This is a genomic window from Pseudomonas sp. R76, assembly GCF_009834565.1.
Taxonomy (GTDB): Bacteria; Pseudomonadota; Gammaproteobacteria; order Pseudomonadales; family Pseudomonadaceae; genus Aquipseudomonas.
Window position 1 is genome coordinate 339,741 of record NZ_CP019428.1, and the last position, 12,110, is coordinate 351,850.

Sequence of the window (12,110 nt, forward strand, 5' to 3'; positions counted from 1 at the left end):
TACATCACACCATTGGTTCTTAAGGGCGGCCAGGGTGCATACCGTAAAGTGATGGCCATTACGTCAGGAGTGAATACCGTGAGTGAGCGTTCCAGCCATTGGCAGTTGCAAACCATCGTCAGCCAACTGCGCAGCGCCCGAGACCAGTGGCGCACGCGCAATGGCCGCTTGAGTGGCGAGCACGGCGGGCGTGAGTTGCCGTCGCGCGAGGCGGTGGCGCAGATTCTCGAGTCGCTGTGCGGCGCGTTGTTTCCGATGCGCCTGGGGCCGGTGGACTTGCGTGAGGAAAGTGAAGATTTTTACGTCGGCCACACCCTCGACGTCGCCCTGAATGCCCTGCTCGGCCAGGCGCGCCTGGAACTGCGTTACGCTGCACGCCAAGGCGGCCAGGATGACCGTGAGGTCGACGCCCTGGCCATCCGCCTGATCCAGGATTTTGCCCTGGCCTTGCCTTCCCTGCGCAGCCTGCTGGACACCGATGTGCTGGCCGCCTACCACGGCGACCCCGCCGCGCGCAGTGTGGATGAGGTGTTGCTGTGCTATCCGGGGATTCTGGCGGTGATTCACCATCGCCTGGCGCACCACCTGTATCGCGCCGGGTTGCCATTGCTGGCGCGGATCAGCGCGGAGATTGCGCACTCGGCCACCGGCATCGACATTCACCCTGGCGCGCAGATCGGCCCGAGTTTCTTTATCGACCACGGCACGGGCGTGGTGATTGGCGAAACCGCGATCATTGGCGAACGGGTGCGTATCTATCAGGCGGTGACCTTGGGTGCCAAGCGCTTCCCGGCGGATGAAGATGGGCAGTTGCAGAAGGGCCATCCACGGCATCCGATTGTAGAAGACGATGTGGTGATCTACGCCGGGGCGACGATTCTGGGGCGGATCACCATCGGCAAAGGTTCGACGATTGGCGGCAATGTGTGGCTGACCCGCAGCGTGCCGGCGGGGGCGAATATCACCCAGGCGAATCTGCAGCATGAGGATGGGGCGCAGAAGTAAAAACGCTCCTGAAGATCACACAAATCCCCTGTGGGAGCGGGCTTGCTCGCGAAAGCGGAGTGTCAGTCGCTGAACATGTTTCTGACAAACCGCATTCGCGAGCAAGCCCGCTCCCACATTTTTAAGCGCATTCCAAATTCACACCGCAATCGCTGAACGATTTGCCATCCCCACCCGTCATACCATTCCTTGAGCTAGTGTAGGAATTGTCTACCACTCAGCCCTGCGATTAGTCCCAGACCGCCTATCCATGTTTAACTTGAATGTTCGTTCAAGTTAAACCGGTGGTTCGCTGCCCGCTCACAACAGGAGGCTTACCTTTGCTGAGTCCGTTATTTACAGCCACATCCCACACCTTCGGGGTGCATCGTTCATGAGTGCATCGTCCACCCCATCCAGCGGCTTGGTGCGCATGAATGCGCCCGTTTTCTACTTTGCCGCCAGCTTCATCCTGCTCTTTGGCATCACTGTCATCGCGATCCCGCAACAGGCCGGTGCCTGGCTGTTGGCCGCGCAAAACTGGGCGGCCAATACGGTCGGCTGGTACTACATGCTCGCGATGACGCTGTACCTGGTCTTCGTGGTGGTCACCGCGCTATCGGGCTACGGCAAGATAAAACTCGGTGCCGACCACGACGAGCCCGAGTTCAGTTACCTGTCCTGGGCCGGCATGTTGTTCGCCGCCGGGATCAGCATCACGCTGTTCTTCTTCTGCGTGTCCGAGCCGCTGACGCACCTGGTGCAACCGCCCCAGGGCGCGCCGATGAACGCCGATGCCGCGCGCCAGGCCATGCAGATCCTGTTTCTGCACTGGGGCCTGCACGGCTGGGGCGTGTTTGCCTTTGTCGGCATGGCCCTGGCGTATTTCGCCTACCGGCATAACCTGCCGCTGGCGTTGCGCTCGGCGCTGTACCCGCTGATCGGCAAACGCATCAACGGCCCCATCGGCTACGCAGTGGATGGCTTCGGCATCATCGCCACGGTGTTTGGCCTGGGCGCCGACATGGGCTTTGGCGTGTTGCACCTCAACTCCGGGTTGGATTACCTGTTTGGCATTGCCCACACCCAGTGGATCCAGGTTGGCCTGATCACGCTGATGATGGGCGCCGCGATCCTCGTCGCCGTCGCCGGCGTCGACAAGGGCGTGCGGGTGATGTCCGACATCAACATGCTGCTGGCCTGCGCGCTGCTGCTGTTTGTGTTGTTCGCAGGTCCCACCCAGCATTTGCTCAACACTCTGATCCAGAACATCGGTGATTACCTGGGCGCCTTGCCGACCAAGAGCTTCGATGTGTACGCCTACGACAAACCCAGCGACTGGCTGGGCGGTTGGACAGTGTTCTATTGGGCCTGGTGGATCGCATGGTCGCCCTTTGTAGGTCTGTTTATCGCGCGGATTTCCCGTGGCCGTACTATCCGCGAATTCGTGTTTGGCGTGCTGCTGATCCCACTGGGTTTCACCCTGGCGTGGATGTCGATCTTCGGCAACAGCGCTATCGACCAAGTGCTCAACCACGGTTTGACCGCCCTCGGCCAGTCGGCCATCGACGACCCGTCGATGAGTCTTTACCTGCTGCTGGAAACCTACCCGTGGAGCAAGACCGTCATCGCGGTCACGGTGTTTATCAGCTTCGTGTTCTTCGTCACCTCGGCGGATTCCGGCACCGTGGTGCTGTCGACCTTGTCGTCCAAAGGCGGCAATGCCGATGAAGATGGGCCGAAGTGGCTGCGGGTGTTCTGGGGCGCGATGACCGCGCTGGTCACCAGTGCGTTGCTGTTTGCCGGCAGTATCGACTCGCTGAAATCCGCGGTGGTGCTGACGTCGTTGCCGTTTTCGCTGATTTTGCTGCTGATGATGTGGGGGCTGCACAAAGCCTTCTACCTCGAGTCGCAAAAGCAGATCGCGCAGTTGCATTCGCTGGCGCCGGTGTCGGGCTCACGCAAGGGCACGGGCGGTTGGCGCCAGCGCTTGAGCCAGGCGGTGCATTTCCCGTCGCGCGATGAGGTGTACCGGTTCCTTGAGACCACGGTGCGCCCGGCCATCGAAGAAGTGACGGCGGTGTTTGTCGAAAAAGGCCTCAGCGTCGTCACCCAGCCTGACCCGTCCAACGACAGCGTCAGCCTGGAAATCGGCCACGGTGAAGAGCATCCGTTCGTTTACCAAGTGCAGATGCGCGGCTACTTCACGCCGTCCTTTGCGCGCGGTGGCATGGGCTCCAAACAGCTCAACAACCGCCGCTACTATCGGGCGGAAGTGCATTTGAGCGAGGGCAGCCAGGACTACGACCTGGTGGGCTACACCAAGGAGCAGATCATCAACGACATCCTTGACCAGTACGAGCGGCACCTGCAGTTCCTGCATTTGGTGCGCTAGTCCGCTCTTAAATGATCGTTCCCACGCTCCGCGTGGGAATGCCGCCCGAGGCGCTCCGCGCCCCTCTGTTGGCGCAAGGTTCAAGCCCTGCGCGCGGGTGACGCGGAGCGTCACGGGATGCGTTCCCACGCAGAGCATGGGAACGATCATGCTCGGTGTTTGAGAGACACCGAGTTGACTGCATCGCGGGCAAGCCCGCTCCCACAAAAAAGCTCGCAAAGCCCCGTTCTACGGGGCTTTTTTAAATGATCGTTCCCACGCTCCGCGTGGGAATGCCGCCCGAGGCGCTCCGCGCCCCTCTGTTGGCGCAAGGTTCAAGCCCTGCGCGCGGGTGACGCGGAGCGTCACGGGATGCGTTCCCACGCAGAGCGTGGGAACGATCATGCTCGGTGTTTGAGAGACACCGAGTTGACTGCATCGCGGGCAAGCCCGCTCCCACAAAAAAGCTCGTAAAGCCCCGTTCTACCGGGCTTTTTTTAAATTTAATTTCATTCGTCGAAACCCTGGTTTGACTCCGAACTGTCATCTGGCCACTGCGTAATTGTGTGAAGCGTTTGACGCTTTCATTTCAGAACAGTGACGGAGACCGGTAACAATGAAGACGTTAATAAGCCCCATGGTGGGTGCCGCTATGGCGAGCTTTATGCTGTCCGCCCACGCCGATTTTATCGACGACAGCCACGCCGATGTGACCCTGCTCAATCGCTACCTCAATCAGCAGGGGCGTGATGTGGTCAACAGCAATGCCAAGGCCCACAGCGTGCGTGATTGGGGCCAGGGTTTCGAGTTCAACTTCAAGTCCGGCTTCACCGATGGGCCGGTCGGTTTCGGCCTCGATCTGCAGGCGTTCTACGGCTTGAAACTCGACTCCGGTGGCGATCTTAACGACAAGGATCACCAGGGCCGCTACCCCGGCAGCATGTTCCCGCTGGACAACGGCAAATCCGCCGACCAGTTCGGGGTACTCAGCCCCACATTCAAGATGCGTTTCGCCAAGGATGAATTGCGTGTTGGCACGCTGTACGGCAACAACCCGGTGCTGGCCAACACCGACGGCCGCCTGTACCAGCAGACCAATACCGGTGTGCAACTGGTGTCCAAGGACCTTACCGACTTCACCTTCACCGGCGGCGATATCTTCAAGACCAAGATCCGCAACGAAACCGGCGACCAGGGCATGATCACCGCCGGCGGCACCAAAGAGAGCGATCGCTTCCTGTTCGGCGGTGCGGACTACACCGGCATCCAGAACACCACCGTGAGCCTGTGGTATTCCAACCTTGAGGATTACTACCAGCAGTTTTTCCTCGGCGCCAAGCGTCATGACGCGGTGGCCGTGGGTGCATTCGACACTGATGTGCGCGTGTTCCGCAGCCTGGGTGTCGGCGCCAACGCCGATGGCGACAAGGACTTTGCCGGCGCCGGCCTCTACGGTGACGGCACCAGCAAAGGCCGCATCAACCAGACCACCGCCAGCTTGCTTGAGAGTTACAGCCTGGACGGTCACACCGTGGGCCTCGGTATCCAGAAAAACAGCGGCGACAGCGACTTCCCGTACCTGGATTCCGGCCTGAACAGCGGCGACGCGCGCCAGGGCCCAGGCTCGGGCGCCGACACCCCGGCGCTGACCAATATGCAGTTGAACAAATTTCAGCACGCCGGCGAACGCACCTGGCTGGCGCAGTACAAATATGATTTCGGCAAGCTCGGCCTCACCGGCCTGACGTTCTCTGCGGCCTACGCACACGGCGATGACATCCGCACGGCGCAAGGCACCACCAGCGAATGGGAACGCAACATTGCCGTGGCCTACCAAGTACCCACCGGCACCCTCAAAGGCCTGGGCGTAACCTGGAAAAATGCCCATGCCAGCCCGGATATTACCGGCGCCACCGTGCAGGATGAAAACCGCTTCTATGTGAGCTACGTCGTTCCACTTTGGTAGGGAATTGCTGTAAAAGAGAAGGGCATAGTTAAGCGATTCAGCTGGTTAAAAGGCCTGGGAATAACCTTATTCCCAGGCCTTATTTGCCCTAAGCCCAGAGAGGATTCGATGACGTACATTGCTGCCGAAAACCGCTATGAATCTATCCCTTATCGCCGCGTAGGCCGCAGTGGATTGGTGCTGCCTGCACTGTCCCTGGGGCTGTGGCACAACTTTGGCGACAGCACCCCGATCGACACCCAGCGCGCCTTGCTGCGTACCGCGTTCGACCTGGGGATCAACCACTTCGACCTGGCCAACAACTACGGCCCGCCCTACGGCAGCGCCGAGATCAACTTCGGCCGTTTGCTGCGCGAAGACTTCAAGCACTATCGCGATGAATTGATCATCTCCAGCAAAGCCGGCTGGGACATGTGGCCCGGCCCTTACGGCCAGGGCGGCGGTTCGCGCAAATACGTATTGGCGAGCCTGGACCAGAGCCTGCAACGCCTGGGCGTCGACTATGTGGATATTTTCTATTCCCACCGTTTCGACGCCGACACCCCGCTGGAAGAAACCGCCAGCGCCCTCGCCACGGCCGTGCAACAGGGCAAGGCGTTGTACATCGGTATCTCGTCGTATTCCGGCGTGAAAACCCGTGAGATGGCGGCGCTGCTTCAAGAATGGAAAGTGCCGCTGCTGATCCACCAACCGGCTTACAACCTGCTCAACCGCTGGGTGGAAAAAGACCTGCTGGACACCACCGAAGAACTCGGTGCCGGGGTGATTGCGTTCACGCCGCTGGCCCAGGGTTTGCTGACCGACAAGTACCTCAACGGCGTACCGGCTGATGCGCGGGTTAATCGTCCAGGGGGTGGTTCGCTGCAAGCCAAGCACCTGTCCGACGCCAACATCGCCCACGTGCGCGCGCTGAATGAAATCGCCAAGCGTCGCGGCCAGAGCCTGGCGCAACTGGCGTTGGCCTGGACCCTGCGTGACCCTCGGGTGACCAGTGCACTGATCGGCGCGAGCCGGCCGGAGCAAATCATCGAGAACGTCGGCGCGTTGAAGAACCTGAGCTTCAGTGCCGAAGAGCTGGCGGAGATTGACCGGTTTGCGCAGGAAGGTGGGATTAACTTGTGGGAAAAGCCATCCACCGCTGAGTAACCCACCCGATCGTTCCCACGCAGAGCGTGGGAACGATCTGCTCGAACACTGTGGGAGCCGGGCTTGCCCGCGATGGCGGTGGGTCAGTTGGTGAAGTAGTGGCTGGTTTACCGCTATCGCAGGCAAGCCAGCTCCCACATTTGGTAGTGGCCTGGCCCTAAAAAGGCACGTCGCCCAGGATCGTGGCGCGATGCATCACGCGGCGTTGCGGTCGGTAGTCATCCACCGCGTAATGCTGCGTCACGCGGTTATCCCAGAACGCTACGTCATGCTCCTGCCAGCGCCAGCGGATGGTGAATTCCGGCCGAGTCGCGTGAGCAAACAACAGCTTGAGGATGGCTTCGCTTTCGGCCGGTTCCAGCTCATTGATTTTCGTCGTAAACCCATCACTGACAAACAGCGATTTGCGCCCGCTCACCGGATGCGTACGCACCACCGGGTGCGACAGCGGCGGGTTTTTCTTGCGGGTTTCTTCCCAGCGCGCCAAGTCTTCGGCAGTGTTGCCAAAGCGCTCCAGCGGGAAGGATTTGGTGAAATCGTGAGTCGCCGTCAAGCCATCAAGCAAGCGCTTGAATGGCTCTGACAGCGCTTCATACGCCGCAATGCCGCTGGCCCACAACGTGTCGCCACCAAACGCCGGCAGCAGCTTGGCGCTGAGCACCGCGCCGAGGGCGGGAGTGGGCAGGAAGGTCACGTCGGTGTGCCATACCGCGTTGTCGCGCACGTCGGTCACGGCGGTGTCGAGGATCAGCACTTCAGGCTGTTCCGGCACATTGGGGTAAATCGGGTGAATGTGCAGGTCACCAAAGTTCGCCGCGAACCGCGCCTGTTGCTGCGGGGTGATGGCTTGGCCTCTGAAGAACAGCACCGAGTGCTCGAGCAGCGCGTGCTCGATGGCGTCACGTTCTTCGGGGTTCAGCGGCCGGGTGATATCGACACCGCTGATCAGGGCGCCCAGGGCGGTGCTTATCGGGGTAACGGTCAGGCTGCTCATGCTGTTCTCACTCAGTGTGCCTGGCCATGCCAAGGCACCAATTTACGCTGCAGGGCGCGCAGGCCCATTTCCATGGCGAAGGCGATCAGGGCGATCACCAAAATCCCCAGCACTACAACGTCGGTGACGAGGAACTGCGCCGCCGACTGCACCATGAAACCCAAGCCGCTGGTGGCCGCGATCAACTCGGCCGCTACCAATGTCGACCAGCCCACACCGAGGCCGATGCGCACGCCGGTCAGAATGTCGGGCAGGGCGCTCGGCAGGATTACATGGCGAATCAGCTGGGCACGGGTGGCACCCAACGACTGCGCAGCGCGCAATTTGGCCGGGTCGACGGTGCGCACGCCGGTCGCGGTGGCGATGGCAATGGGCGCGAAGATCGCCAGGTAAATCAGCAGTACCTTGGACAGCTCGCCGATGCCGCACCAGATCACGATCAGCGGCAGATAGGCCAGCGGCGGAATCGGCCGATAGAACTCAATCAGCGGGTCGAGAATGCCGCGTGCGATACGGTTTGCGCCAATGGCAATGCCCACCGGCACGGCCGTCAGCACCGCAAAGCCGAGACCCAGACCAATGCGCTGCAGGCTTGCGCCCAAGTGCTGCCACAAGGTGGAATCCATGTAGCCCGTGGTCGCCAGCAGCCAGCCTTTTTGCAGCACGGCGGACGGTGGCGGCAGGAATAGCGGTTCGATCAAGCCCGTGGCGGTCACCGCCCACCAGATCGCCAGCAAGGCGACCAAGGTAAGTACGCTGATCCAGCGTGTGCTCAGGCTGCGACGCACCGGAATCACGGGGTGGGCCACCGGCTTGGCGGCGGTGACGGGGAGTTCGTAACTGCTCATGCGGACACCTGCCGTTGCGAGAACACTTTGCCCAGCACGTGTTCACGGGTTTCGATAAAGCGCGGGTCGGACTTGATCGCCCGCGCCGACTCACCGGCGGCGTAGCGCTGGCCGAAGTCCAGGTGCAGACGCTCGACGATTTGGCCCGGGTTGGGCGCCAGCAGGATCAAATCGGTGGCGAGGAACACCGCCTCTTCAATGTCGTGGGTAATCAGGAACACCGGCTTGGCTGTGCGCCGCCAGACTTGCAGCAGCAGCTCCTGCATTTGTTCGCGGGTGAAGGCATCGAGGGCGCCGAAGGGCTCGTCCATCAGCAAGACGCGCGGGTCGGCTGCCAGGGCGCGGGCCAGGCCCACACGTTGTTTCTGACCACCGGACAGTTGCCAGATGCGGCGGTTGTCAAATCCCGCCAGGTCGACCAGGGCGAGCATTTCCTTGGCGCGCACTTCGCGTTGCGCCTTGGGTACGCCAGCCAGCTCGAGGCCGAAACCGACGTTGGCGAGCACGTCCTGCCAGGGCAGCAGGGCGTCGTCCTGGAACACCACGCCACGCTCGGCACTCGGGCCTTTGACCGGCACGCCATCAAGGGTGATGCGCCCGGCAGAAGGCTCGACGAAACCGGCAATCAGGTTCAACAGCGAGGTCTTGCCACTGCCGGACGGGCCGAGGGCCACCAGCAATTGCTGGGGCCCAAGGTCGAGTGAAATGTCAGACAGTACCGGTTCTGTGGCGCCTGGGTACTGTGCGCTGATGCGCTCCAGTTGTAGCAAGGCCATCGCAATGAACTCCTTAAATCAGTTGGTGATGAACTTGGCGCTGACGTAAGGGGCGTAGTCCGGCAGCACAGCGTCGACCTTGCCTTGTTCCTTGAGGAACGCGGCGGTGTCAGTCACTGCCTTGGTGGTCGGTGCGCCCAGCAGGGTCACTTGGTCAGCGGCCAGCGGGTAGACGTTGCCTTGCAGCAGCAGTGGGATGTCACTGGCCTTGGCGCCGGAGAGTTTCACCAGTTTGTCGACGTTGCCTTTGTCGGCGAGCCAGGCTTGTGGGTCTTTGCGGTACGCGGCGTAGGCATCCAGCGTGACTTTGGCGAAGGCGGTGACGATTTCCGGGTGTTTCTCGGCGAAGTCTTTGCGCACGATCCAGGCGTCGAAGGTCGGCGCGCCGAACTTGGCCAGCTCGCCGGAGGTGATCAGCACCTTGCCGTTTTCCTTGGCCACGCCCAGGGCTGGGTCCCACACGTAGGTGGCGTCGATATCACCGCGTTTCCAGGCGGCGATGATGGCCGGTGGCGCGAGGTTGAGGATGGTCACTTTCGACGGGTCGATGTTCCAGTGCTTGAGCGCGGCCAGCAGGCTGTAGTGGCCGGTGGACACGAACGGCACGGCGATCTTTTTGCCGATCAGGTCCTGCGGGCTGTTGATCCCCGAACCGTTGCGCGCCACCAGGGCTTCGGCGCCGCCGATCTGGGTGGCGACGAGGAAGGTTTCCACCGGAACTTTGCGGGTCACGGCTGCGGTCAGGGGGCTGGAGCCGAGGTAGCCGATCTGCACATCACCGGAGGCGATGGCGGCGATGATGTCGGCGCCATTGTCGAATTTGCGCCAGTCGATTTTGGCGTTGGTGGCTTTTTCGTATGCGCCGTCGGCCTGGGCGACTTTCGCCGGGTCCACGGTGGTCTGGTAAGCGATGGTTACATCCGCCGCCTGGGCAAACAGGCTGGCACCGGCCAGGGACAATGCGGCCAAGAGGCGCAGAGGGGTTAACAGTTTCAAGGGGAAGCTCCTCAATCAGGCGGCCGAGGGTCGGCGTGTGAGGAGACTAAATGATCTAAGAATCCGAAAATAAATAACATTTTCGAATTAGCTTATGAGAGGAAGTAAGCGCAAACCTCGAGTTCGCACAGGCCAAATGTGGGAGCGGGCTTGCTCGCGAATGCGGAGTGTCAGTCACTAAATATTTCGACTGATCCACCGCATTCGCGAGCAAGCCCGCTCCCACAGGGTTTTGTGCAAGACTTCTAGTTGCTGATCGCCAGAATGCTCGCCTGATACGACCCGACAAACACATCAAAATCGCCGACTTCGTTCTGTTCCAGCTCCGCCTGCTGCGCCAGCGAAGTGCGCGCCAACGTTTCAAAACGCGCCTGCTCTTCTGCCGCCAACGGCTCTTTACGGAAGTACTCGGCATGCACCTCGCTCTGGTGCAGGGAGAACTGCGCAAAACTCTCCTTGCGCTCGGCCATTGCCGCCAACACCTGGGCCGACGGCGTCAGGGACGAATCCTTGACCTTCGCCAGTTGGGCGTCCAGCGCCTGGCTGTGCTCGGTGATGCCGTGGCTCTCATCCAGCAACGCCGCCAACGGCGCAATCTGCTCCAGCAACTCGGTGGCCCATTCCTTCATGTCCACAGGCTGGCCCTGACGCTGCAATTGCAGGCCTGGGCGACGGCCTTCCTTGACCACGCTGAGGAAGTTGGAGGTGGCGTTGCCGCACTCGTTGTTGGCGAACAGCGGGCTGTCGTTCAGTGCGCAATACAGCAGGAACGCGTCGAGGAAACGCGACTCCGGCAGGTCGATGCCCATCGGCAGGAACGGGTTGATGTCCAGGCAACGCACTTCGATGTACTGGATGCCACGCGCCATCAGCGCCTGGATCGGCCGCTCGCCGGTATAAGTCACACGCTTGGGGCGGATGTTGGAGTAGTACTCGTTTTCGATCTGCAGGATGTTGGTGTTGAGCTGAACCCACTCACCGTCCTTATGCGTGCCGACTTCGACGTATGGCGCGTAGGGCGTTGCCACCGCTTCGCGCAGGCTGTCGGTGTAGCTGCTCAAATCGTTGTAGCACGGCGTCAGGCCGGCCTGGGCGTTGCTCTGGTAACCCAGGTCGCTCATGCGCAGGCTGGTGGCGTACGGCAGGTACAGCGTGTCGGCGTCGAGCACTTCCAACTGGTGCGAACGACCGCGCAGGAAACCGGCGTCCAGGGCCGGTGAGGCACCGAACAGGTACATCAAAAGCCAGCTGTAGCGGCGGAAGTTACGGATCAGCGCGATATAGGCTGTGGACTGGTAGTCGCGATCGGTGCCGACGAAACCTTCAGTCGCCTTGAGCAGCGGCCACAACTCTTCCGGCAGCGAAAAATTGTAGTGGATGCCGGCAATGCACTGCATGGTCTTGCCGTAGCGCAGGGCCAGGCCCTTGCGGTACACGTACTTGAGCTGGCCGATATTGGAGGTGCCGTAGTAGGCAATCGGAATGTCTTCTTCGGCCGGCAACGGGCACGGCATCGAAGGGCTCCACAGGTACTCGTTGCCGAGCTTGCTGTAGGCAAAGCGATGGATCTTGTCCAGGCTGCTCAGGGTATCGGCCGGGTTGGGCAGGGCGGGAGTGATGAACTCCAGCAGCGATTCCGAGTAGTCGGTGGTGATCAATTCGTTGGTCAGCGCGGCGCCCAAGGCTTCGGGGTGCGGCGTTTGTGCCAGGCGACCCTCACCGGTGACGCGTAGGCATTCGCGCTCGATGCCGTGCAAGCACTGCTCTAGCAGGGAGAGGTGTTCGCGCTTGCCGAGCAAGGCCAGGCGGCGGTTGAGAAGTTCGCTCAAGTTGGATTCCTTCACGCGTCAGTCGCCCCAATATGGGGGTGGGCAGGACGGTCTACAAGGGTGAAGTTGAAACTGGCGTTATCGCCTGGTTTTGAGTCGATTTGACCCGCTTTGGAAAAGCCTACTTCACTCCATGAATTGGGCTATAGCGCAGCAAGAAAATTCCGACGCTGTTGTCGCAGCGCCGAAATTAACTC

General features: G+C 61.1%; 9 protein-coding genes. 4 read left to right on the forward strand and 5 right to left on the reverse strand.

Features of this window, described 5'->3' with window-relative positions; all coding sequences use genetic code 11:
* Nucleotides 1-78 precede the first annotated feature (78 nt).
* The 4 genes from epsC (at nt 79) to mgrA (ending at nt 6,470) form a co-directional block, all read left to right on the forward strand.
* Nucleotides 79-1,005, forward strand: a complete 927-nt coding sequence (epsC, locus tag PspR76_RS01465; protein ID WP_159953652.1) for a serine O-acetyltransferase EpsC — start codon at nt 79-81, stop codon at nt 1,003-1,005.
* Between the two features lie 412 nt (nt 1,006-1,417).
* Nucleotides 1,418-3,379 (forward strand): choline transporter BetT, encoded by a 1,962-nt coding sequence (gene betT / locus PspR76_RS01470; protein WP_174245655.1) that lies wholly within the window; start codon nt 1,418-1,420, stop codon nt 3,377-3,379.
* 616 nt (nt 3,380-3,995) lie between these two features.
* Nucleotides 3,996-5,324, forward strand: a complete 1,329-nt coding sequence (locus tag PspR76_RS01475) for an OprD family outer membrane porin (RefSeq protein WP_159961289.1) — start codon at nt 3,996-3,998, stop codon at nt 5,322-5,324.
* A 108-nt stretch (nt 5,325-5,432) separates the two neighbouring features.
* Nucleotides 5,433-6,470, forward strand: a complete 1,038-nt coding sequence (gene mgrA / locus PspR76_RS01480) for an L-glyceraldehyde 3-phosphate reductase (protein WP_159953654.1) — start codon at nt 5,433-5,435, stop codon at nt 6,468-6,470.
* A gap of 157 nt (nt 6,471-6,627) precedes the next feature.
* On the opposite strand, the gene tauD is transcribed toward mgrA, so the two are convergent.
* From tauD to gshA, 5 genes are all read right to left on the reverse strand, one after another.
* A complete protein-coding gene (gene tauD, locus PspR76_RS01485; protein WP_159953655.1) occupies nt 6,628-7,464 on the reverse strand; it encodes a taurine dioxygenase in 837 nt (278 codons plus the stop codon).
* A gap of 11 nt (nt 7,465-7,475) precedes the next feature.
* Entirely contained in the window at nt 7,476-8,312 is an 837-nt protein-coding gene (gene tauC / locus PspR76_RS01490; protein ID WP_159953656.1) for a taurine ABC transporter permease TauC, read from the reverse strand.
* Complete coding sequence (tauB, locus tag PspR76_RS01495; protein ID WP_159953657.1) at nt 8,309-9,088, reverse strand: taurine ABC transporter ATP-binding subunit; 780 nt, start codon at nt 9,086-9,088, stop codon at nt 8,309-8,311. The genes tauC and tauB overlap by 4 nt, the downstream gene beginning before the upstream one ends.
* 18 nt (nt 9,089-9,106) lie before the next feature.
* Complete coding sequence (gene tauA / locus PspR76_RS01500) at nt 9,107-10,084, reverse strand: taurine ABC transporter substrate-binding protein (protein ID WP_056858186.1); 978 nt, start codon at nt 10,082-10,084, stop codon at nt 9,107-9,109.
* A 245-nt stretch (nt 10,085-10,329) separates the two neighbouring features.
* A complete protein-coding gene (gene gshA / locus PspR76_RS01505; RefSeq protein WP_159953658.1) occupies nt 10,330-11,913 on the reverse strand; it encodes a glutamate--cysteine ligase in 1,584 nt (527 codons plus the stop codon).
* Between the last annotated feature and the right edge of the window lie 197 nt (nt 11,914-12,110).

Bases quoted from the DNA above. Each gene is read 5' to 3' on its own strand.
- betT (WP_174245655.1), top strand. From the start codon at position 1,418: ATGAATGCGCCCGTTTTCTACTTTGCCGCCAGCTTCATCCTGCTCTTT.
- PspR76_RS01475 (WP_159961289.1), top strand. From the start codon at position 3,996: ATGGTGGGTGCCGCTATGGCGAGCTTTATGCTGTCCGCCCACGCCGAT.
- mgrA (WP_159953654.1), top strand. From the start codon at position 5,433: ATGACGTACATTGCTGCCGAAAACCGCTATGAATCTATCCCTTATCGC.
- tauD (WP_159953655.1), bottom strand. From the start codon at position 7,464: ATGAGCAGCCTGACCGTTACCCCGATAAGCACCGCCCTGGGCGCCCTG.
- tauC (WP_159953656.1), bottom strand. From the start codon at position 8,312: ATGAGCAGTTACGAACTCCCCGTCACCGCCGCCAAGCCGGTGGCCCAC.
- tauB (WP_159953657.1), bottom strand. From the start codon at position 9,088: ATGGCCTTGCTACAACTGGAGCGCATCAGCGCACAGTACCCAGGCGCC.